The 22016-nt window shown below is 65.9% G+C and carries 18 protein-coding genes; 12 read left to right on the forward strand and 6 right to left on the reverse strand.

What is annotated here, in order from left to right:
• Positions 1-8: 8 nt before the first annotated feature.
• On the reverse strand, positions 9-608 hold the full coding sequence (locus ABLE92_RS22635) for an HAD family hydrolase (protein ID WP_348807048.1): 600 nt from the start codon (positions 606-608) through the stop codon (positions 9-11).
• A 1101-nt stretch (positions 609-1709) separates the two neighbouring features.
• On the opposite strand from ABLE92_RS22635, the gene clpB reads away from it, so the two are divergent.
• Positions 1710-4262 (forward strand): ATP-dependent chaperone ClpB, encoded by a 2553-nt coding sequence (clpB, locus tag ABLE92_RS22640; protein WP_348807049.1) that lies wholly within the window; start codon positions 1710-1712, stop codon positions 4260-4262.
• Positions 4263-4347: 85 nt separating this feature from the next.
• On the opposite strand, the gene ABLE92_RS22645 is transcribed toward clpB, so the two are convergent.
• A complete protein-coding gene (locus ABLE92_RS22645) occupies positions 4348-4665 on the reverse strand; it encodes a hypothetical protein (RefSeq protein ID WP_348807050.1) in 318 nt (105 codons plus the stop codon).
• Positions 4666-4966: 301 nt separating this feature from the next.
• On the opposite strand from ABLE92_RS22645, the gene ABLE92_RS22650 reads away from it, so the two are divergent.
• Together ABLE92_RS22650 and ABLE92_RS22655 are read left to right on the forward strand one after the other, a co-directional pair.
• Positions 4967-5563, forward strand: coding sequence for a DNA-3-methyladenine glycosylase I (locus tag ABLE92_RS22650; RefSeq protein WP_348807051.1), 597 nt, complete (start codon positions 4967-4969; stop codon positions 5561-5563).
• 129 nt (positions 5564-5692) lie between these two features.
• Positions 5693-6751, forward strand: coding sequence for an oxygenase MpaB family protein (locus ABLE92_RS22655; protein ID WP_348807052.1), 1059 nt, complete (start codon positions 5693-5695; stop codon positions 6749-6751).
• Here the strand turns inward: ABLE92_RS22655 and sigK are convergent, their stop codons facing one another.
• Positions 6752-7318 carry an ECF RNA polymerase sigma factor SigK gene (gene sigK, locus ABLE92_RS22660; protein ID WP_348807053.1) on the reverse strand — a complete coding sequence of 189 codons (567 nt, stop codon included), beginning with the start codon at positions 7316-7318 and terminating at the stop codon, positions 6752-6754.
• Positions 7319-7541: 223 nt separating this feature from the next.
• Here sigK and ABLE92_RS22665 point away from each other — a divergent pair, with 223 nt between their 5' ends.
• Positions 7542-7946 (forward strand): PPOX class F420-dependent oxidoreductase, encoded by a 405-nt coding sequence (locus ABLE92_RS22665; RefSeq protein ID WP_348807054.1) that lies wholly within the window; start codon positions 7542-7544, stop codon positions 7944-7946.
• Between the two features lie 28 nt (positions 7947-7974).
• On the opposite strand, the gene ABLE92_RS22670 is transcribed toward ABLE92_RS22665, so the two are convergent.
• A complete protein-coding gene (locus ABLE92_RS22670) occupies positions 7975-8496 on the reverse strand; it encodes a DUF6611 family protein (RefSeq protein WP_348807055.1) in 522 nt (173 codons plus the stop codon).
• Positions 8497-8840: 344 nt separating this feature from the next.
• Here ABLE92_RS22670 and ABLE92_RS22675 point away from each other — a divergent pair, with 344 nt between their 5' ends.
• From ABLE92_RS22675 to ABLE92_RS22710, 8 genes are all read left to right on the forward strand, one after another.
• A complete protein-coding gene (locus ABLE92_RS22675) occupies positions 8841-8939 on the forward strand; it encodes a potassium-transporting ATPase subunit F (protein ID WP_348807056.1) in 99 nt (32 codons plus the stop codon).
• Positions 8940-8945: 6 nt separating this feature from the next.
• Complete coding sequence (gene kdpA / locus ABLE92_RS22680) at positions 8946-10814, forward strand: potassium-transporting ATPase subunit KdpA (RefSeq protein ID WP_348807057.1); 1869 nt, start codon at positions 8946-8948, stop codon at positions 10812-10814.
• Positions 10811-12970: a potassium-transporting ATPase subunit KdpB gene (gene kdpB, locus ABLE92_RS22685; protein WP_496560839.1), complete on the forward strand. Its 2160-nt coding sequence runs from the start codon at positions 10811-10813 to the stop codon at positions 12968-12970. Before kdpA ends, kdpB begins: the two co-directional genes overlap by 4 nt.
• Positions 12971-12975: 5 nt before the next feature.
• Positions 12976-13599, forward strand: coding sequence for a potassium-transporting ATPase subunit C (locus ABLE92_RS22690; RefSeq protein WP_348807058.1), 624 nt, complete (start codon positions 12976-12978; stop codon positions 13597-13599).
• A 9-nt stretch (positions 13600-13608) separates the two neighbouring features.
• Complete coding sequence (locus ABLE92_RS22695) at positions 13609-16173, forward strand: DUF4118 domain-containing protein (protein WP_348807059.1); 2565 nt, start codon at positions 13609-13611, stop codon at positions 16171-16173.
• Positions 16166-16861 (forward strand): response regulator, encoded by a 696-nt coding sequence (locus tag ABLE92_RS22700; protein ID WP_348807060.1) that lies wholly within the window; start codon positions 16166-16168, stop codon positions 16859-16861. The genes ABLE92_RS22695 and ABLE92_RS22700 overlap by 8 nt, the downstream gene beginning before the upstream one ends.
• A 186-nt stretch (positions 16862-17047) precedes the next feature.
• Positions 17048-17800 carry a GntR family transcriptional regulator gene (locus ABLE92_RS22705; RefSeq protein WP_348807061.1) on the forward strand — a complete coding sequence of 251 codons (753 nt, stop codon included), beginning with the start codon at positions 17048-17050 and terminating at the stop codon, positions 17798-17800.
• A 78-nt stretch (positions 17801-17878) separates the two neighbouring features.
• Complete coding sequence (locus tag ABLE92_RS22710; RefSeq protein WP_348807062.1) at positions 17879-19276, forward strand: MFS transporter; 1398 nt, start codon at positions 17879-17881, stop codon at positions 19274-19276.
• A 295-nt stretch (positions 19277-19571) separates the two neighbouring features.
• On the opposite strand, the gene ABLE92_RS22715 is transcribed toward ABLE92_RS22710, so the two are convergent.
• Together ABLE92_RS22715 and ABLE92_RS22720 are read right to left on the reverse strand one after the other, a co-directional pair.
• Positions 19572-20717, reverse strand: coding sequence for a M20 family metallopeptidase (locus ABLE92_RS22715; RefSeq protein ID WP_348807119.1), 1146 nt, complete (start codon positions 20715-20717; stop codon positions 19572-19574).
• 70 nt (positions 20718-20787) lie between these two features.
• Positions 20788-22014 carry an aminotransferase-like domain-containing protein gene (locus ABLE92_RS22720; protein WP_348807063.1) on the reverse strand — a complete coding sequence of 409 codons (1227 nt, stop codon included), beginning with the start codon at positions 22012-22014 and terminating at the stop codon, positions 20788-20790.
• Positions 22015-22016 lie beyond the last annotated feature (2 nt).

Below are 22016 nucleotides of genomic sequence, written 5' to 3' on the forward strand. Positions count from 1 at the left end.
CCACCCGGTTACACGGGTCGATCGGCCTGGTCCCGCCCAACGAGTACGAGGCAACCTACTACGCTGGGGTCACTACCAGCAGGTAGCCCACCAACGAGGTGGCACGAAACCTGGGGTGCTTCAACCACAGCGCAGCGGCTCGGTTCGACATTCAGCTTCGACGCCGCGCGCAAATAAGGTTGGGGATCGGGTTTCGGTTTGGTGACGTCGTCGCCGGTCACGCTGGCCGACAGCAGGGCGTTGACGCCCATCCGGGTGGTCACATAGTCGACCCATCTGCGGGTTCCGGAACTCGCTACGGCCACGGGCAGGCCCGCGTCGTGCAGTTGACGGACTGCAGCAGCGGTGCCGGCCACTTCGCGGAAACGATCGTCGATGGTTCCCCAGAAACGCGCCTCCCGGGCGGCGAACAGCTCTGTGGGGTCGAGGTCGAATTGTCGGCCGAGCGCATGGATCTGATCCACGGTGCGCATGCCTGCGGCCTGTTCGAAAAAGCTGTCGGGGATGGGGAATCCGCGGGCCGCGAGTTCTTCGCGGGTGGCGGCGTCGTGGAGGGGTTCGGTGTCGGCGAGCACGCCGTCGCAATCGAAGATCACTGCGTCGATCATGACTACAATTTCTACGCTTTCTGCTCGAAACGGATTGGGATTGCCGCGGAACTGTTGTTGCCTGCTGCTCGTTGCAGTTTGTCGATACAACTAATGCCATTGCGATGCAACGGATTTCGTGTAGGCCGCTATGCGGCGGCCTGACGAAGCCTCTCTAGGGTTGTGTCCGCGTCTCGAGCCGAGCGCCGTCCGGCCCGACCAAAGCGCCAACCCGCTCCCCGTGGTCCACGGTTGGTGTCTGAGTTGGTGCCCGCGATTTATCCTCGTTTGGGGGCGGACACCGCATCCTGAACTTCGACACACGCGTTTGTGGAGTAGGAGTCGGTAGTGCAATGAAGGCGACACACAAGACGTCGATCGGGACTCACGTCGTTGAGTTGCGGCCGCACGTGTTCGGGTTCCCGTCAGGGTTCGTGACCAGTGAGGGTTCGCTCGGCGCTCGACTCGTCTCGGTCGAGCCGCTTGAAGGTGAAGTCCCAGAGGAGATCGCAGTGACGCAAAGGATGCTCGACCGAGCTGACCAGATTCACAAGGTTCACCAGCGGAGTGGGTTGGATCGGCGCCGATCAAACCCGAGCTGATTCGCACGGCTTATGCAATTAGTGGTCTCCAGCCGCATATCGCTATCGCCACACTGAATCAGCCGCCACAGTTGGACTTTTTCGGGCTCATCCGGAAGAGCCATATTGGCTCGCCGCAGACGATGGCGACTTCGCGACCGATCCGTTTCACAACCTGAAGCCGACTGTCTGCGGGTTCACCCATGGGAGTTGCCTATGCTGACCTCTTGCGCCGTTTGCCCGTCAAACTGGACAGCCACCTCAAGCATTAAGCACGTCGTCGCAACGACCGACCCCACGTCCGCGTCCGATTGTCCAGGTCGACGATGACGTTGGCCAGGCCTCGGGAGACGCCGTGTAGGCCATGAAGGCTGCGATGGCACCGGGCGGGTATGGCTCGCATAGTGCACGCTACTGTGATCACCATCACAATCACGAGCATACTTGAGCGGAATGCACTCAACTCTACTCGCGTTGACACCATCGAACGGCCATACTTGAGCCGTACCGACTTAAGAACGTAGAGAAAGGTGCACACGAAGTGGACAGCTTCACCCCCACCACCAAGACACAGCAGGCGCTCAGCGCTGCGGTGGCTGCGGCGGCCGCTGCCGGCAATCCTGACGTGCGGCCTGCCCATATCCTGGTTGCCCTGCTCGATCAGTCCGACGGAATCGCTTCGCCTCTGCTCAAGGCGGTGGGAGTGGACCCGTCGGCGGTTCGTACGCAGGCCCAGGCCATGGTTGACCGCGCGCCGACGGTATCGAGCTCGAGCGCACAGCCCCAGCTTTCTCGCGAGTCGATCGCGGCCGTCAGTGCCGCGCAGCAACTCGCGACAGAATTGAACGATGAGTACGTCTCCACCGAGCACCTCGTCGTCGGTCTGGCGACCGGTGATTCCGATGTTGCCAAGCTGCTGCACAACGTCGGTGCGACGCCGCAGGCGTTGCGCGAGGCGTTTGTCGCCGTCCGCGGGAATGCCCGCGTGACCTCCGAGGATCCCGAGTCGACCTATCAGGCGCTTGAGAAGTATTCGACCGACCTCACCAAGGCCGCCCGTGAGGGCAAGCTCGATCCGGTGATCGGCCGTGACTCCGAGATCCGTCGCGTCGTGCAGGTGCTCTCCCGCCGTACCAAGAACAACCCGGTCCTCATTGGTGAGCCCGGCGTCGGCAAGACCGCCATCGTCGAAGGACTCGCCCAGCGGATCGTCGAGGGCGACGTCCCGGAGTCGTTGCGCAACAAGACCGTCATCTCGCTGGACCTAGGCTCGATGGTCGCCGGTGCCAAGTACCGCGGCGAGTTCGAGGAACGCCTCAAGGCCGTCCTCGATGAGATCAAGGGATCGGCCGGACAGGTCATCACATTCATCGACGAGTTGCACACCATCGTGGGTGCCGGTGCCACCGGCGATTCCGCGATGGACGCCGGCAACATGATCAAGCCGATGCTGGCCCGTGGCGAGCTGCGACTGGTCGGTGCCACCACCCTGGAGGAGTACCGCCAGTACATCGAGAAGGACGCCGCTCTCGAGCGTCGTTTCCAGCAGGTGTACGTCGGTGAGCCCAGCGTCGAAGATGCCATCGGCATCCTGCGTGGCCTCAAGGAACGGTACGAGGTGCACCACGGTGTGCGCATCACCGACTCCGCATTGGTCGCTGCCGCAACGCTTTCCGACCGTTACATCACCTCGCGGTTCCTGCCGGACAAGGCCATCGACCTGGTCGACGAGGCCGCGTCGCGGTTGCGGATGGAGATCGACTCGCGCCCCGTCGAAATCGACGAGGTCGAGCGGATCGTCCGCCGTCTCGAGGTGGAAGAGGTTGCGCTGCAAAAGGAGCACGACGAGGCGTCGAAGGCGCGGCTGGGCAAGCTGCGTCAGGAACTGGCCGATCAGAAGGAGAAGCTCAACGAGCTCTCCGCACGCTGGCAGTCGGAGAAAACCGCCATCGACGCGGTCCGCGACACCAAGGAAGAGCTGGAACGCCTTCGCGGAGAAGCCGATCGCGCCGAGCGTGACGGCGATCTGGGACGGGCCGCCGAGCTGCGCTACGGCAAGATCCCCGGTCTGGAGAAGGAACTCGAGGCCGCGATCGAGAAGAGCGGAACCGACCCCGACGGTGACGTGATGTTGCAGGAGGAAGTCGGACCCGACGACGTCGCACAGGTCGTGTCGGCGTGGACGGGTATCCCCGCCGGCAAGATGCTGGAGGGCGAGACCGCGAAACTGCTTCGGATGGAAGAGGAACTGGGTCACCGGGTCATCGGCCAGACCGACGCGGTGGTCGCGGTGTCGGACGCGGTACGGCGAGCCCGTGCCGGTGTCGCCGACCCCAACCGGCCACTCGGATCGTTCCTGTTCCTCGGCCCGACCGGTGTCGGCAAGACCGAGCTCGCCAAGGCATTGGCGGAGTTCCTGTTCGACGACGAACGCGCGATGGTGCGTATCGACATGAGTGAGTACGGCGAAAAGCACGCCGTCGCACGGCTTGTCGGTGCCCCTCCGGGGTACGTCGGCTACGAGCAGGGCGGTCAGCTGACCGAGGCGGTGCGTCGTCGCCCGTACACGGTGGTGCTCTTCGACGAGGTCGAAAAGGCCCACCCGGACGTCTTCGACATCCTGCTGCAGGTGCTCGACGAGGGACGACTGACCGACGGTCAGGGCCGCACCGTGGACTTCCGCAACACCATCCTCATCCTCACCTCGAACCTCGGTTCCGGTGGCACCGAGGAGCAGGTGATGGCGGCGGTGCGCGCGGCCTTCAAGCCGGAGTTCATCAACCGTCTCGACGACGTGGTGATCTTCCAGGCACTCAGCCCGGAGGAACTGGTGTCCATCGTCGACATCCAGCTGGAACAACTGCAGAAGCGGCTGGCGCAGCGTCGCCTCGAACTCGAGGTCACGCCCAAGGCCAAGGAATGGCTGGCGGAGCGGGGATTCGATCCGCTCTACGGCGCCCGTCCGCTGCGGCGGCTCGTGCAGCAGGCCATCGGCGACCAGCTCGCCAAGGCCCTGCTGGCCGGTGACATCCGCGACGGCGACGTCGTCCCGGTGAACGTCTCCGCCGACGGCGAAGGCCTGGTGCTCGGCTGATCTGAGCAATGTGACTGAGCCGCAAGGTTTCCCGACAGGGGGCCTTGCGGCTCAGTTCTTTTCTGGTGCCGAACGGCCGAGGATGTCAGCCGGGATGGATGATCCCGCCGATGTTGACCGGCGGCAGCGCCCGCACCACCACCATCAGCGGTGCGCAATAAAACGTGCTCGACATGCACACGAATCGGCCGGTCTTGTCGTAATTCCACGCATCACCGTGGAACGACCAGGTGAGGCCATCCGGTGACGGCTGCATCGGGCACTGCGAGGGCCGTACGCCCTTGCACGGTCCCTCGATGTGATTGGGGCCGACAGGGTAAGCGGACGCGGTGGGCGCAGCGCCGATGCTGATCGCGAGTACGGCGCCGGCGACGGCCACGGCGCGGGAAAGTGAGTGCTTCATGTCGTATCCCTTCGGGAAAAAATGATAACGCCGCGACGGGTGGAGTGGTGGTGATCGGGGCGGTTGGGCCGGGGTCGGTTGTCGTTGTCGTGTCACCTGGTCTCGACGCCTCCTCAGCTTCGCTTCGTCGGGCTCGACCGGCGGTGGGGGCATCGGGTGGATCGGCGGTGGGGTGTCGGGCTCGACCGGCGGTGGGGGTCGTCGGGGTGGATCGGGGTGGGGATGGTCGGGCTCGGCCGGCGGCGGACCGGGACTGTCGGTGCCGGTGGGTAACGTCGTGGCCAATCCGAGGGAGGTAGCGATGACGGATGTGATCGTCGGCGATGACGGCAGGGCGCGGTGTGTATGGGCGGCGGTCGAACCCGAGACGACCTATCACGACACCGAGTGGGGATTCCCGCTCTCGGGTGACACCGCCCTGTTCGAACGGGTCTGTCTCGAGGGTTTCCAGTCGGGGCTGAGTTGGCGCACCATCCTGAACAAACGGGAGAACTTCCGAAAAGCGTTCAGTGGCTTCGACATTCCCACGGTGGCGCGGTTCACCGACGCCGATGTCGCGCGCCTGCTGGGTGATGCCGGCATCATCCGGCACCGCGGCAAGATCGAGGCGGCCATCAACAATGCCCGCCACGCCGAAGGGCTCATCGACGAGCGCGGATCACTGGAGGCGTTCTTCTGGGAGTACGCGCCCGGTGACGATCACGAGCCGGGGTCGATGACCACCTCGCCCGAGTCCACGGCCCTGTCGACGGATCTGAAGAAGCGCGGCTGGCGGTTCGTCGGGCCGACGACGATGTTCGCGCTCATGCAGGCCGCCGGCTTCGTCAACGATCACGCCCATGAGTGCGTGATCAGGCCGACGGTCGCGGCCGCGATCGCGGCTCACCCGCGGCCGTAGCGGGGCGAAGCGATCATCTCGTTTCGGCCGGGCCTATGGTCCCGGTTTGGCCACGAGGTGTTGACCACGTCACAGAGCGGGCCTAGATTCGATCTGGAAACGATCGTTATCAGAAAAGGGGGTCGCAAGATGGCGACGCATACGATGGCTCCGGTTGTTCGTGCGGCACGGGGACACGTTCACACGCCCAAACGCCCGTATCTGCCGCTGCCGCACGGCCGTCGGCATCCGACCACCATGGTGGAGCTCATCACGGTTGTCGGTCTGACCAGTGGCGTGGCCAACATCATCATGCAACTGTCGTTGCCTCCCGTCGGCCACGGAGTCAACGAGAGTCGAGTCGCATCGGGCAGTCCGCGGCGATATCCGATGAAGCGCTCGCGCACCACCGGCACCTACCTGTCCGTCGCGCTGCTGGGCACCCAGGAGGAAAAGGACGACCTGCGTAAGCACATCGTCGAGATGCACACGCCGGTGGTGTCGACTCCGGAGAGCCCGGTGCGGTACAGCGGCAACAGCCCCGAACTGCAACTGTGGGTGGCCGCCTGCCTGTTCCGCTTCTACCTCGATCAATACCAGCTGCTTTACGGCGAGCTGCCCGAGGCCGATCTCGATGTGCTGACGCGCGCCGCCGAACCGCTGGCCACCGGTGTCAATGTGCGGCCGTCGCAATGGCCGCAGAGCTGGGCGGAGTTCACCGAGTACTGGGACACCGTGGTGCCGAACCTCTCTATCGCGCCGGCGGTGCGTCAGGACTTCGAGACGCTGTCGAACCTCGAGTTCGTCCTGGAGGCGTGGGGACCCGTGGGCAAGGCGTTCCCGGCGATCCTGGGCAATCACTTCGAGTTCATGACCAAGGGAAATCTCCCGCCCGAGTTCCGCGAACTGATGGGCTGGGAGTGGTCGGAAGGCGCTCAGAAGAAGTTCGATCGCACCCTGCGCCGGATGCGAACGTTCGATCAGCTCGGGGGACGCTACCTGGCGCTGGGACTCGTCTGGTCGTACATGATCGACTACCGGATCCGGCGCCGCCTCGACGTCCCCGTCCTGGGCAAGCTGCGCGTCTCCGACCTGCCCGTCAAGGACGGCGGTGGCCTGCGGACCATCGCACGCCTGACGAGCCGGAAATCGGCCCGAAAGGCAACGACGGAGAAGGCGACCAGGAAGTCGTCGGGTTGCCCGTTCTGATCACGCAGCGAGATCGGTGACCTGCGGTGCAAGCCGCTTGAGGCCCTGGCGGATTCGTGATTTCACCGTCGGTAGGGCGACGCCGAGGTGGTCGGCGACCTCGCGGTAGGTGAGGCCCTGGAAGTACGCCAACTCGATGGCCTCCCGCTGCAGGGGAGTGAGCAGGCCGAGGACCGAACGGATCGTGCGAGCGAGTTCCCTGCGCTCGGACAACTCGATGACGACGTCGCGGTCGGCTCGGTCGGCGTGCTCGGTGGTGCCGTAGGTGAGGGTGCGCCGCTTGGACGCGGCCTCCGAACGCACCCGGTCCACCGCCCGACGATGGGCCAGGGTCATCAGCCAGCTGATCGCCGATCCCTGCTCGGCGTCGAACGACGCGGACGACCGCCAGACCGCGAGGTACACCTCCTGGGTGACCTCCTCGCTGTGGCCCGGGTCGCGTAGGACGCGCAGCACCATGCCGTACACCCGGGAACTGGTGAGGTCATAGAGGTCGGCGAACGCCGCGTGATCGCCGCCGGCGGTCCGGGTGAGGAGGATGTCGATGTCATCGAGTTGGGTTCGCATGAGTCGGTCTCCCTCGTGAGCGGCTGGTCGGTGTTGCCGCTGCAGTGGCGTGATGCCGACTGGGAGGCTGACCCGGTGTCTACGACGCTAGGCGCCGACACCGGGCGGATTACTGTTCAGCACGAAACCGCGACGCGATAGCAACGATGATCACGGATTGATAACGAAGGTGGGTCGGCGCAACCGGCGATGGTGCAGTCCGCGGGTCAGTAGGCTGGTCGTCGTGACGCCAGGCGATCCGACCCCACCCTTCGATGCCGCGACCGATGCGAAGTATGTGCAGCTCACGACGTTCCGCAAGAACGGCAACGCCGTGGCGTCACCACTGTGGGCAGCCTCCGACGGAGACAATCTCTACATGTGGACGGTGACCGACTCGTGGAAGGTCAAACGCATCCGCAACAACCCGAGTGTGATCGTGCAGGGATGCGATGCGCGTGGCCGGAAACTGATCGGTCAACCGGTGAACGGCACCGCCGAGGTCCTCGATGCCGCGGGCACCGAGAGGGCCCGCGCACTCATCTCCGGCAAGTACGGAATTCTCGGGTGGCTCACGATCAAGGCCAGCCTGCTGCGACGCGGCAAGGACGGCACGATCGGTGTGCGAATCACGCCGGCCGCCGGCTGACGAACCAGCGCCGCGCGGGCCAGGGGAATCAGACCTTCGCCGTCACCCGGTGCCGGGCAGTGGCGATCTGCTCGTGGCACCGTGCCCAGATCGCCTCGTGGTCGACCGGCGTCATCCGCCCGGCGGCCACCTCGCGATCGGCGGTGCGTAGCTCGCCGGCAGCCTTCTCGATGATGCGTCGCGTGACCAGGTCCTCCAGACCCTGTCCCGGCCCCGACCACGATTCGAGGATGCACATGCGATGCCGGCAGGTCGCCGTGCGTCGTTGAATCGGAACCACGACGGCCACCGCCACCGCGGCGCCGACGGCCACCCCGATCGCGGCATGCACACCGGACTTGGCTGCCGCGCAGATGCCGGCGATCAGCGCCAGCGCCACCACCGCGGGCACCCACCGCCACAACCGCAACCATCGCAGTTGCTCCGGACTGGTCCCGGGCGGATAGATCACCAGGCGATGCCGAACCCACTGACGGGCGTATCCGACCTGCACGTATCCCCAGACCGCGTCGCCCGCGACGACGGGTCGGCGGCACTCGATCTCACTCATGTCATCCGGAGTAGTCCGGCTTCGGCCACCCCGGCGTGTTCCTGACCAGATCTCAACGCCGGCAACCGAATTCTTGACGACTTCTTGACGGGCGCAGGTGCCCGCGGAGGCGCCCGCGAAAGGGGCGTCAACAAGTCGTCGGATCGCGTATGGATCTCGTTAAGAGGTCTTCCGACGCGCGGCGCGCGGCCGCATCATCGCTGGGTGCGTGATCCCACCGGGTCGCGTGAGGAATGTCTGTGAGGAGTTTGCGTCATGGCCGATGGCCTGTATGTGCTCGCCGCGGTGGTGGGCTTCGCCCTGTGCGTCCTGGTGGTCCAGGGCGTCGACACCAGGACACGTCGATGACCGCGGACGGCGTCGAGACGGTTGTCCTGCTGGCGCTGTCGGCGATGGTCGTGGTGTACCTGCTGTGCGCCCTGATCTTCCCGGAAAGGTTCTGATCGGCCGTGAACCCAACTGCAGCTGCGGTGGCACAGGTGGCCACCGTCGTCCTCGTCCTGGCGGCCGCCTACATTCCGCTGGGCGACTACATGGCACGCGTCTACCGATCCGATCGGGACCTCGCCGTCGAGCGTGGTATGTACCGGATCGCCCGCGTCGACCCGCGTCAGTCGCAGACATGGAAGGGCTACACCCTTGCGGTGCTGGCCTTTTCGCTGATCTCGTTCCTCTTCCTGTACCTGCTGCAGCGTCTGCAGACAGTGCTGCCATGGTCGGACGGTAAACCCGGCGTCGACCCGTCGATCGCGTTCAACACCGCGATCTCCTTTGTCACCAACACCAACTGGCAGTCGTACTCGCCGGAGGTGGTGATGAGCAATCTGACGCAGATGCTCGGCCTGGCGGTGCAGAACTTCGTCTCCGCCGCGGTCGGGATGGCCGTCGCGGTGGCGTTGATCCGCGGGTTGGTGAACCGGCGGGGAACCGGGCAGATCGGCAACTTCTGGGTCGATCTGGTGCGCGGAAATCTGCGAATCCTGTTGCCGCTGGCGGTGATTGTCGCATTCATCCTGTTGACCCAGGGCGTCGTGCAGTCGTTGCACAGCGGATTCGGGTTCTCGGTGTTCGGCGGCGAATCGTCGCGCAGCCTGGTCGGGCCGTTCGCTTCTCAGGAGGCGATCAAGGAACTCGGCACCAATGGCGGTGGAAGCCTGTCGGCGAACTCCGCGCATCCCTTCGAGAATCCGACACCGTTGTCCAATGTCGTTGAGATCATTGCGCTTCTGCTCATCCCGGTGTGTCTGACCCGGACCTACGGAACGCTGGTCGGTGATCGTCGTCAGGGCCTGACCCTGGTGGCCGTCATGGGCTCCATCTGGGCGGGGATGCTCGCCGTCGTGTGGTGGTTCGAGACGCACCCGAATGGTGTGGCCGCGAACCTGGCCGGCGCGATGATGGAAGGCAAGGAACAACGATTCGGGATACCGGCCTCGGCACTGTTCGCGGTGTCGACGACGGGAACCTCCACCGGCGCCGTCGATGGCGCCCACGACAGCTTCTCCGCCGGTGGCGGAGGTGCCCTCATCTGGAACATGCTGCTCGGCGAGGTCGCGCCCGGCGGTGTCGGTTCGGGCCTCTACGGCTTGCTGATCCTCTCGGTCATCACCGTGTTCGTCGGCGGATTGCTGGTCGGGCGTTCGCCGGAGTTCCTCGGAAAGAAGGTCGGGCAGAACGAGATCACGATGGCCGCGTTGTACATCCTCGTCATGCCGGCCCTGGTGTTGACCGGCACGGGTATCAGCGTCGTCATGGGAGCGACACTCGACGCCCAGGGCAACGGTGGGGATCCCGGATCGCCGGGGTCCATCCACGGGTTCAGCGAGGTGCTCTACGCCTACGCCTCGGCCGCGAACAACAACGGCAGTGCCTTCGGCGGATTGACGGTGACCAGCGACTGGTTCCAGACCTCGCTCGGACTCGCGATGCTGCTGGGTCGTTTCCTGCCCATCGTGTTCGTCCTCGCTCTCGCCGGATTGTTCGCCGGACAGAAGGGGCGGGTCGCCCAGTCGACGGAAAAGGGCGCCCACTCGACGGGAATGGGTGCCCACTCGACGGAAAAGGGCGCCCACTCGACGGAAAAGGGCGCCCACTCGACGGAAAAGAGCGCCCAGTCGACGGAAAAGAGCGCCCAGTCGACGGGGGGCGGCGGCGGCGTTGCTGTCGCGGAAAGGGTTGCGGTGGAGAAGAACGCGTCGACCCTGCCCACCCACGGCGTGCTGTTCGGTGCGCTGTTGCTCGGCACGACGTTGCTCGTCGCCGGACTCACCTTCTTCCCGGCCATGGCGCTGGGACCCATCGCGGAGGCACTCCTGTGAGCGTTGATCTGACCGACAAGACTCTCGATTCCGAGATATCACCTCCCGTCGGGGACGGCCCGGACGAGCCGGGGTTGGTGACGCAGGGTGCGTTTGACGCCCGGTCGCTGATCACCTCGTTGCCGCAGGCGGCGCGGAAGCTGAATCCTCGTGCGCAGGCACGTAATCCGGTGATGTTCGTGGTCTATCTGGGGTCGATCGTGACCACGCTGCTCGCGATCTGGCAGCCGTCGTGGTTCGCCTGGCTGATCACCGCGTGGCTGTGGTTCACCGTCCTGTTCGCCAATCTCGCCGAGGCCGTCGCCGAAGGCCGCGGTCGCGCGCAGGCCGACAGCCTGCGAAAGGTGAAGCGCGACACCATGGCACGCCGCATCTCGGCGAGCGGCGCGATCGACACCGTCGCCGGCAGCGCCCTGCGCGTCGGCGACCGGATCGTCGTCGAGGCCGGGGAGGTCATCGCCGGCGACGGGGACGTCGTCGACGGGATCGCGACGGTCGACGAGTCGGCCATCACCGGTGAATCCGCGCCCGTGGTACGGGAATCCGGCGGTGACCGGTGCGCGGTGACCGGCGGCACCGTCGTGCTGTCGGACCGCATCATCGTGGAGATCACCGCCGAACCGGGGCAGACCTTCGTCGACCGGATGATCTCGCTGGTCGAAGGTGCCGGGCGTAAGAAGACACCCAACGAGATCGCCCTGGACATCCTGCTGGCGAGCCTCACCGTCATCTTCCTGCTCGCCGTCGTCGCCGTCGGGCCCATGCAGCAGTATGCGGGGCAGTCGCCCGACCCGATCAAGCTGATCGCGCTGCTGGTCTGCCTGATCCCGACAACCATCGGGGCGCTGCTCAGTTCGATCGGCATCGCCGGCATGGATCGGCTCGTGCAGCGCAACGTCCTCGCCATGTCCGGCCGGGCGGTGGAGGCCGCCGGTGACATCGACACGCTGTTGCTGGACAAGACCGGCACCATCACCTATGGCAATCGGCGTGCCACCGAACTGCATGCGACACCCGGTGTCTCGACACCCGAGCTCGCCGAGGTCGCCTACCGCTGCAGCATCGCCGACGACACCCCGGAGGGACGCAGCATCGTCGAACTGTGTGTCGGCGTGTACGGGGTGGACACCTTGGACGCGGGGACCATCGCGGCCGGGCGGCGTCGCGACCATCCGAGCTTCGAGGTCGTGCCGTTCACCGCGGAGACACGGATGAGCGGAATCGATCTTCATCTGCCGGCCGACGACGGTGGCGGCATCGTCGAGTACCGCAAGGGTGCCGCCGACGCGGTGACGCGCTGGGTGGCCGAGCACGGTGGCGCGGTGGCGCCGGAGGTGTCGGCGACGGTGACGTCGGTGTCCAGCGCGGGGGCCACTCCGTTGGTGGTCGCACAGCGTGCCGCCGACTGCGAACCGCGCGTGCTGGGTGTCATCCAGCTCTCCGACGTGGTCAAACCCGGTATGGCGCAGCGGTTCGCGCAGTTGCGGGCGATGGGTATCCGCACGGTGATGGTGACCGGCGACAATCCGCTGACGGCGCAGGCCATCGCCGCCGAGGCCGGCGTCGACGACTTCGTCGCGGAGGCGACCCCGGAGAACAAGCTGGCGCTGATCCGGTCCGAGCAGGCCGGTGGGCGGCTCGTCGCGATGACCGGCGACGGCACCAACGACGCACCGGCGCTGGCACAGGCGGATGTGGGGGTCGCGATGAACACCGGGACGTCGGCGGCCAAGGAGGCCGGCAACATGGTCGACCTCGATTCCGACCCGACCAAGCTCATCGAGGTGGTGGCCGTCGGCAAGCAACTGCTCATCACCCGTGGGGCGTTGACGACGTTCTCGCTGGCCAATGACCTCGCCAAGTACTTCGCGATCCTGCCTGCACTGTTCGTCGGCATCTATCCGCAACTCGACTCGCTCAACATCATGCGGTTGCATTCGGCGCAGTCGGCCATCGTCTCCGCGGTCGTGTTCAACGCGTTGATCATCGTGGCGCTCATCCCGCTGTCGTTGCGGGGAGTCCGGTACCGGCCCAGTTCGGCGTCGCGGCTGCTCGGACGCAATCTGCTCGTCTATGGCGTCGGCGGCGTGATCACCCCGTTCGTGGGGATCTGGTTGATCGACCTCGTCGTGCGTTTCATCCCGGGAATGGGGTAAGGGCCATGAACACAACCATCGCCGGGTTCGCTCGGCAATGCCGCGTGGCGGTGCTGGTCCTGGCCGCGCTCACCGCAATCCTCGGCGTGGGGTATCCGGCGGTCGTGTGGGCGGCTTCGCGGATCGACTCGTCGTCGGCCGACGGGTCCCAGGTCACCGACGCGCGCGGATGTCCGGCGGGTTCGACGCTGATCGGCGTCGATCCGCAGGTGCGTGCGGGACAACCGGATTCGTATCTGCATGCCCGGGTGCTGGGTTCGGCCGACGACCCGATGGTCACCGGTGACCCGTCGGCGTCGGCGGCGTCCAACCAGGGACCCAACAGTGGGACGTCGGCGCGCAACATCGAGGCCCGGCGGGACGTGATCTCGCAACGTGAAGGTGTCGCCCCCGAGCAGGTTCCGGCGGATGCGGTCACCGGTTCCGGCTCCGGGCTCGATCCGCACATCAGTCCGGAGTATGCGGCGCTGCAGATCCCGCGGATCGCCCGCAACAGCAATCGTTCCGAGGCGCAGGTGCGTGAGATCGTCGACCGCTACACCGAGGGTCGGCAGTGGGGATTCCTCGGGCAGCCACGGGTCAACGTCCTCGAGGTGAACCTGGCGTTGGGGCACACCGTGTGCGGATAGACTCCGAGCGTGGTCATCACAGGTGAGGGCCGAGGGCGCCTCGAGATCTTTCTCGGGTGCGCCCCCGGTGTCGGCAAGACCTACGAAATGCTCGCAAGTGCACGCGGATTGGTCGATGAGGGTGTCGACGTGGTGGTCGCCGTGGTGGAGACGCACGGCCGGGCGGCCACCGCGGCCATGATCGATGGTCTGGAGGTCGTCCCGCGCCACGAGGTCGTCCATCGGGGCACCACGTTGTCGGAGATGGATCTTGCCGCGGTGCTGGCGCGTCACCCGCAGGTGGCGCTGGTCGACGAACTCGCGCACACCAATGCGCCCGGGTCGGTGAACACCAAACGCCGGCAGGACATCGAGGATCTGCGCGACGCCGGGATCGATGTGCTGACCACAGTCAACATTCAGCACCTGGAAAGCCTCAACGACGTCGTCGAACAGATCACCGGCGTGGTGCAACGCGAGACCATTCCCGACGACGTGGTGCGCGCCGCCGATCAGATCGAGCTCGTCGACATCGCCCCGGAAGCGCTGCAGCAACGACTCATCGCGGGCAAGGTGTATGCCGCCGGACGGATCGACGGCGCACTCACCAACTACTTCCGGCAGGGCAACCTGACCGCCTTGCGTGAACTGGCACTGCTCTGGCTGGCCGACCAGGTCGATGACAATCTGGCCGACTACCGTGCGGCACATGCCATCACTGATACCTGGGAGGCGCGTGAACGGGTCGTGGTGGCCATCACCGGCGGGCCGGAATCGGCCACTCTGCTGCGGCGGGCCAGCCGGATCGCGTCGCGGTCGAGTGCGGAGTTGGTGGCGGTACACGTGATTCGTGGGGACGGTCTGTCCGGCGCCGCGGATCTGAATGAATTGCGCGATCTGGCAGCAGGTTTCAGGGCGCGCATTCACACCGTCGTCGGCGACGACGTCCCGACGACGCTGCTCGACTTCGCGCGCGGGGTCAACGCCACCCAGCTGGTTCTGGGGACATCGCGGCGACCGCGCTGGAAACGGATCTTCGACGAGGGGGTCGGCGCCGCCGTCGTCAGCTCCAGTGGACGCATCGATGTGCACATGGTGACCCACGACGAGACCCGACGCCGGTCGCGACTCGACATCCGCGACACCCGGTTTCATCGGCCGCTGAGTTGGTTGGCGGCACTGGTCATTCCGGTCGTGATGACCGGGGCACTCGCACTTCTGGACCGGTGGCTGGGATTCGCGTCGGAATCGGCACTGTTCTTCGTGGCGGTGCTGGCGGTGTCGATGCTCGGTGGTGTCGGGCCGGCGGCGTTGTCGGCGGTGGTGTCGGGGCTGCTGCTCAACTACTTCTTCACTGATCCGCGCTTCACCTTCACCATCGCCGAACCCGACAACATGATCACCATCCTGGTGTTGCTGGTGGTGGCCATTGCGGTTGCGGTGCTGGTGGATTCGGCCACCGTGCGCAGGGTGCAGGCGCAGCGGGCAGGTCGTGACGCGGAATTGTTGGCACTGTTCAGTGATGCGGTACTCGGCGGCGCCGGTGTCGGCGGACTGCTCGAGAAGGTGCGCGAGACCTACGATCAGCGGGCGGTCGCAGTGGTACGCACCGAGTCCGCCGCGACGCATCGGGTGGCCGCGGCCGTGGGTGAACGTCCGCCGACGAGTCCTGAGCGGGCCGACACGGCGTGTCCGGTACCGGGTGGGGAGTTCGAATTGTTGCTGGCCGGGCCGGTTGTCGGTGGGCGGGACCGTCGGGTGTTGACCTCGGTGGCGACGCAGGCCGCCGCCGCGGTGCGTCGGAGCGAGCTCGAGGCGCAGGCCGCTCAGGCACGCGCGCTCGCGCAAACCGACGAGCTGCGGCGCGCGTTGCTCTCGGCAGTCAGTCATGACCTGCGCACCCCGCTGGCCGGCGCCAAGGCGGCGGTGTCGAGCCTGCGCAGCACCGACGTCACCTTCGGTCCCGAGGACACCGCCGAACTGCTGGCCACCATCGAGGAATCGGTGGATCAGCTGGCGGCTCTGGTCAGCAACCTGCTGGACTCCACACGGCTGGCAGCGGGAGCGGTGCGGCCGCAACGGCGGCGCACCTATCTGGTGGAGGTGTTGCATCGTGCGGTGGCGACCGTGACTCGGCGGGAGCCGGGCGATCCCGAGGTGCGGATGACATTCGGCACCGTGTGGGCCGATACCGACGGCGGATTGCTGGAGCGGGCAGTGGCCAACCTCATCGACAACGCGGTCCGGCACGGCGGGGGTGAGGTGGAGGTAGAGGTGGCGCCGGCGGTATCGGATGGTGGTGAGTCACAGACGGTGATCCGGGTGATCGATCACGGCGCGGGAATCCCGCCGGATCGCCGGGATCAGGTGTTCGCACCGTTCACCCAGGGCAGTGACCGCAACGGCGCCGACGGTGGTGTGGGTCTGGGATTGTCGGTGGCCGCCGGATTCGTCTCGGCGATCGGTGGCACGCTGGCGGTGGTCGACACACCGGGAGGTGGGACAACGATGGTGATCACGCTGCCGACCTCCGAGGCGGTGCACGATGACCTCGCGGTGCGAGATGACGGGGTGGGTGAGGTCGTCGATGGGTGACGGGGTGCGGGTGCTCGTCGTCGACGATGAGCCACAGTTGTTGCGTGCGTTGCGGATCAATCTGGCGGCGCGGGGGTTTCAGGTCAGCACCGCCTCGACCGGTGCGTCGGCGCTGGCGGCCGCGGCGAAAACCAACCCGCAGGTCGTCGTGTTGGATCTCGGACTTCCCGACATCGACGGCATCACCGTCCTGCAGGGGCTGCGGGGGTGGACCAATGTTCCGGTGATCGTGCTCTCGGCGCGCGGCGAATCCGTCGACAAGGTGGCAGCACTCGATGCCGGTGCCGATGACTACGTCACCAAACCCTTTGGGATGGAGGAGTTTCTCGCGCGGCTACGCGCGGCGGTGCGGCGTGGCGCGGCGGTCTCGGATACCCCGGGTTCGGCGGTGGTCGACGCCGGTGGATTCGTCGTGGACCTGACCGCCAAACAGGTGACGCGCTCCGGTGAGCCGGTGCATCTCACCCCGACCGAGTGGGGAATCCTGGAGTTGCTGGTGCGCAACGAAGGAAAGCTGGTGTCACAGCGCGACATCCTCGGCGCGGTGTGGGGGCCGTCGTATCTCAATCAGTCCAACTACCTGCGGGTGTATCTGGCGAGTCTGCGCCGCAAACTCGAGGACGATCCCGGTCATCCGGTGCATCTGCTGACCGAGGCCGGGATGGGGTACCGATTCGTGCGGGGATGAATCGTCCGGTGTGGTTGCCAGGCGACGCGACATCCGAGTAGATTGTCAACAATCGCACAATGCCAGTGCGAGTTGTGGGCTTGTCGGATCGACATGTGAAGTAGCTGGTCAGGCCCGGATTCGCGATGGAATGTCCACTGCGAAGCTGACATTGCGGCCGGTGAAGAGTAAGAAGGTAGAGCAGAGATGGCGGATGCGCGCTCACGAGGCCGGGGTGACTCGACCTCGGGACGCACACGGGTGTTGGCGCCGATCGTGCAGGAATCGACACCGGCGATCATCGCCCGCAAGTTGCATGAGGCCATCGCCGACGGTAGTTTTCCGCCTGGTTCGCAACTGACGGAATCAGGTTTGGCGGCCGACCTAGGGGTCAGCCGCGGTCCGTTGCGCGAGGCGATGCAACGCCTCACCGCAGAAGGTCTGCTGGTGAGTCACCGCAACCGCGGACTGTTCGTCGTCTCGATGGACGATGACGACATTCGCGACATGTACATCGCGCGAACCGCGGTGGAGCGGGCGGCAATCGAGCAGGTCATTCGCCATGACGACCCGGAATCGATTGCGGCCCTGTCCGACGCGGTCGCCCTGATGCGCGAGTACGCCGCCGACCCCAACGGGCCCGACATGGCCGAGGCCGACATGGTGTTTCACCAAAGGCTTGTGGAATACGCACGAAGTCAGCGGCTTTCGCGCCTCCACGAGACGATTCTCGTGGAGACGCGGATGTGCCTGCGGGCGATGCGGGGAACCTACTCCTCGGGAAAGGACCGAATCGACGAACACCAGGCATTGGTGGACGCCATCGCGGCAGGAGATGCGCCGGCGGCCGACGTGCTGATGATCGACCACATGAGGGACGGGCTGCACCGTTTGATCGGTGACGCCGCGGCAGGAGAAGAGGTCTCCCAGACCGCGGAGTCATCGCCCTCGAGGACGTGAGGTACGTCCGGGATCATCGCCCACCGATGTGAGTCAGCCCGAGAACAACTGGCCCCCGACTCCACCAGAGAGGCACAGATGACCACGGCAAACTCCTCGGCCAGCTTCGAGGATCTCGCACCCGATCCGGAGTCGCGAGAAGGAAAAGCGCTACTCCGTAAGGCAATCGGGGCGTCAGCGATCGGCAATGCCACCGAGTGGTACGACTACGGCGTCTACGCCGCGACCACCACCTATCTCACTCAGGCCTTCTTTCCCGGCCATCTCGGCACCATCGGCACGATGCTCGGTTTCGCGATCTCGTTCGTGTTGCGCCCACTCGGCGGCATGATCTGGGGGCCGATCGGTGACCGCATCGGGCGAAAGTCGGTGCTGGCCATCACGATCATCCTGATCTCACTGGCCACCGCCCTGATCGGTGTGCTGCCCACGTATGCCGTTGCCGGTGTCTGGGCACCGATCCTGCTGATCGCTCTGCGCGTGATCCAGGGATTCTCCACCGGCGGCGAATATGGCGGCGCCGCAACGTTCATGGCCGAGTACGCACCGGACCGCAAGCGCGGCCGGTTCGGTTCCTTCCTCGAGTTCGGCACCCTCGCCGGATTCTCCGCGGGCACCGCGTTTGTACTGCTGCTGGAGGTGCTGCTCAGCGATGAGCAGATGCAGACGTGGGGCTGGCGCATCCCGTTCCTCATCGCCCTGCCCATGGGGCTGATCGGACTGTATCTGCGGTCGCAGATGGAGGACACGCCGGTCTTCCAGGAGCTCGAGCAGGACAACGAGATCACCGGTACGGCGTGGACCCGCTTCAAAGATCTGCTGAGCAACTACTGGCGTCCGATTCTCATCATGTTCGGCATGGTGATCGCCCTCAACGTGGTGAACTACACGCTGCTTGCCTATCAGCCGACGTATCTGAAGAGCACCATCGGATTGTCCGAGTCGTCGGGTTCGACGGTCGTGTTGATCGGCCAGCTGGTGATGATGGTGATGATCCCGTTCTTCGGTGCCTGGTCGGACTCGACCGGACGCAAACCGATGTGGTGGGGATCGCTGATCGGACTGTTCGTCCTGTCGCTGCCCTTGTACTGGCTCATGGGTCAGGGATTTGCCTGGGCCATAGTCGGATTCGTCATCCTCGGGTTGCTCTACATCCCGCAGCTGTCGACCATCTCGGCCACCTTCCCGGCGATGTTCCCCACGCAGGTGCGGTATGCGGGATTCGCGATCTCCTACAACGTCGCGACTGCTGCCTTCGGTGGCACGGCTCCGCTGGTCAACGACGCGGTGGTCGACTCGACCGGCTGGAATCTCTTCCCCGCGGTGTACATGATGGGCGCGTGTGCCATCGGTATGGTGGCGCTGGTCTTCCTCAAGGAGACCGCCGGTTGCTCGATTCGCGGCACCGAGATACCGGAACGCACAGAAGATCTCGAGGTGTCGGAAGGCGCCGGGGTGCTCTCCGGTCGGCGGTAGGTGCGTCCTCAGCCGGCGGGGTGACCGCCCGCTGGTTGTGAGCCATGTCCGCTGGTCGAGCTGACCGGAGCGTTAGCCTTGCGTTGAGCTTCGTCGTAACGGAGGTCGTGTCGAGGCCTGGTGGGTTGGGGCTGGGAAGTTTTGGGCTGGCTGTGTTTTCGGGTTGCGGTGGTCTCGAGGCTCGTCGCCCTGGGGGCTCCTCGCACCTCGACCAGCGGGGGTGGGTGGTCTCGACCTCGACAAGCTCGGCCCGGCGGATACGCCCTCGTTCCTCGCGGCTACTCGACCGACGGTCTCAGCCGAGTAGGTCCTGCGCCATCAGTGCGTATGCCGTTGCGGCGGTGTGCAGGTCGGCGATACGGACCATCTCGTCGGGTTGGTGGGCTTGGGTGTTGATGTCGCCCGGGCCGAACACTATTGCGGGGATACCCATGTCGCGGTTGATGAATCCGCCGTCGCACGCGGCGGTCCAGCCGCCTACGGTGGTGGGGGTGGCGATGGCGGACATCGTGTCGACGGCAGTGGTCACCAGTCGGTGGTCGGCGGGGGTTTCGAAACCCGGCATCTCCATCGTCACCTTGACCTCGACACCGATACCGCCGGTATCGATGCCGGCGTCGTGAATACGCGTACGCAGCCAGGCGGCGATCTCGTGGGCGTCGTCGTCGGGCATCAGGCGTCGATCGATACCGAGCGACGCCATCGGGGCGACCACCGAAATACCTTGTCCGCCTGCGATGGTGCCGACATTCCACGTCCCCGAACCCAGCAGGCCCTGTGCCGACCCGACCATCGCGACATGATCGGCCCGGATCAGATCGACGATGGCGGCGGCCGCGTAGATGGCGCTGGCGCCGTCATCGGGACGGCCCGAATGTGCTGCGCGACCGGTGATGTCGACCTCGATGTAGGAGGCGCCGCGGCAACCGCGTACGACCGTGAGGCCGGTGGGTTCGGCGACCACACAGCCGAGATACTCCCCGAACGGACGCCGAACGAGATCGCGGACACCGGCGCCGTGTTCCTCCTCGTCGACGGTGCAGATCAGCGTCACCGGCCCGGACAAGGTGGCGCCGGAGCGGGACAGCGCCGACATGGCCGCCACCACCGCGGCCAGACCGCCCTTCATGTCCGTGCTGCCGCGGCCGATGATCGTGCCATCGACGACGCGGGCACGGTACGGATCACCCGTCCACCCGGGTCCGGCGGGGACGACGTCGGAGTGCCCGAGGAACATCAGCCCGGAACCGTCGCCGCCCGGCAACGTGGCGACGAGATTGGGGCGCCCGGGTGCCACCTCCTGCGTCGACACGGTGAAACCGGCGTTCTGGCAAGCCTTTTCCAGCACACCGACGGCCTCTGCCTCGGTGCCGCCGGGATTCTCGCTGGGTGCCTCGACGAGCGCCACGGTCAGTGCGATGAGCTCGTCGACGTCGATCATCGTCGACGCGGCTGCCGCACCGGATTCGCTGGGGGTCACGCGCGGGTCCCTTCGTCACACAACCCGGAAGTCAGGGTCGTGCTGACATCCTCTCAAGAGTGCCCGTCAGACGCCGAATACCCTCCTCGATGCGCTCGGGGGTCGAGGACGCGAAGCACAGGCGCAGGGCGTTGCGGAAACGTCCGCTGGGGGACAGTGCCGGACCGGGGATGAACGCCACACCGTCGGCGAGGGCCACCTCGAAGAGCTCCCGGGTGTCGATCTCGGCGAACTCCGCGCCGAGGGTCACCCACAGGAAGAACCCGCCGTCCGGGTCGGTGGTGGTGACGCGATCACCGAGGTGACGGCCGATCGAGGAGAGCATCGCGTCCTTGCGTTCCCGGTACAACGTGCGCAGTGAGGCCAGATGATCCTGTAGGCCGCCGCGAGCGATGTACTCGGCGACGATGTGCTGATTGGGGACGTTGGTGCAGGTGTCCATCGCCTGCTTGCCGTTGATGAGCAGTTGGCGTAGCGACGGATCGGCGTCCACCCAGCCGACCCGCCAGCCGGGCGCGAGGATCTTGGAGAACGTGCGCACCGAGAACACCAGCGGATCGCCGGGGGAGAGGGTCTGGAAGGTGGGGATGTCCTCGCCGGAGAAGCGCAGCAGACCGTACGGGTCGTCGTCGATGATGACCGCACCCCACCGATGGGCCAGGCGCAGCAGTTCCCGCCGGCGTTCCTCACTCAGGGTGACGCCGGACGGGTTCTGGAAGGTGGGGATGGTGTAGATGGCCTTCGGTGTCCGGCGCGTGCGTTCGACGAGATCGACCAGGGTGTCGACCTGCATGCCGTCGTCGTCGACGGGCACCTCGAGGAGTTGCGCGCCGTAGGAGAGGGCGGTGGCGCTGCCGTTGGTGTAGGTGGGGGACTCGACGATGACCAGATCACCGGGATCGACAAAGAGTTTCGACGCGAGGTCGAGCCCTTGCATACCGCCGGTGGTGATGACGAGGCGGTCATGCGTCGACGGATCCGGGGTGGTGGCGAGGTAGTCGACGAGCAGTTGCAGCAGTCGTGGTTCACCCTCGGTGGCGCCGTATGTGAAGGACGAATTGTCCAGGATCTCACCGGCGATCTGCCGGAACTCCTCGGCCGGGACGGCCTCGTCGGCGGGGGAACCCATCGCGAATCGGACGATGTCGTGGGTTTGTGAGGCCAGCAGGGAGGTCGACGAGTCGATCATCGAACCGACGAGGTCCTTGGCGCGTCCGGCGAGCGGAATGGTGGGTGCGGTTGGTGCGGTGAATGTCATGG

Origin of the sequence: Gordonia oleivorans (assembly GCF_040044975.1) — a bacterium.
Taxonomy (GTDB): Bacteria; Actinomycetota; Actinomycetes; order Mycobacteriales; family Mycobacteriaceae; genus Gordonia; species Gordonia oleivorans.

Excerpts from the sequence above, each read along its gene's own strand:
- ABLE92_RS22635 (WP_348807048.1), bottom strand. The coding sequence starts at position 608 with ATGATCGACGCAGTGATCTTCGATTGCGACGGCGTGCTCGCCGACACC.
- ABLE92_RS22645 (WP_348807050.1), bottom strand. The coding sequence starts at position 4,665 with ATGAAGCACTCACTTTCCCGCGCCGTGGCCGTCGCCGGCGCCGTACTC.
- ABLE92_RS22650 (WP_348807051.1), top strand. The coding sequence starts at position 4,967 with ATGACGGATGTGATCGTCGGCGATGACGGCAGGGCGCGGTGTGTATGG.
- ABLE92_RS22655 (WP_348807052.1), top strand. The coding sequence starts at position 5,693 with ATGGCGACGCATACGATGGCTCCGGTTGTTCGTGCGGCACGGGGACAC.
- sigK (WP_348807053.1), bottom strand. The coding sequence starts at position 7,318 with ATGCGAACCCAACTCGATGACATCGACATCCTCCTCACCCGGACCGCC.
- ABLE92_RS22670 (WP_348807055.1), bottom strand. The coding sequence starts at position 8,496 with ATGAGTGAGATCGAGTGCCGCCGACCCGTCGTCGCGGGCGACGCGGTC.
- ABLE92_RS22675 (WP_348807056.1), top strand. The coding sequence starts at position 8,841 with ATGACCGCGGACGGCGTCGAGACGGTTGTCCTGCTGGCGCTGTCGGCG.
- ABLE92_RS22690 (WP_348807058.1), top strand. The coding sequence starts at position 12,976 with ATGAACACAACCATCGCCGGGTTCGCTCGGCAATGCCGCGTGGCGGTG.
- ABLE92_RS22700 (WP_348807060.1), top strand. The coding sequence starts at position 16,166 with ATGGGTGACGGGGTGCGGGTGCTCGTCGTCGACGATGAGCCACAGTTG.
- ABLE92_RS22705 (WP_348807061.1), top strand. The coding sequence starts at position 17,048 with ATGGCGGATGCGCGCTCACGAGGCCGGGGTGACTCGACCTCGGGACGC.
- ABLE92_RS22710 (WP_348807062.1), top strand. The coding sequence starts at position 17,879 with ATGACCACGGCAAACTCCTCGGCCAGCTTCGAGGATCTCGCACCCGAT.
- ABLE92_RS22715 (WP_348807119.1), bottom strand. The coding sequence starts at position 20,717 with ATGATCGACGTCGACGAGCTCATCGCACTGACCGTGGCGCTCGTCGAG.
- ABLE92_RS22720 (WP_348807063.1), bottom strand. The coding sequence starts at position 22,014 with ATGACATTCACCGCACCAACCGCACCCACCATTCCGCTCGCCGGACGC.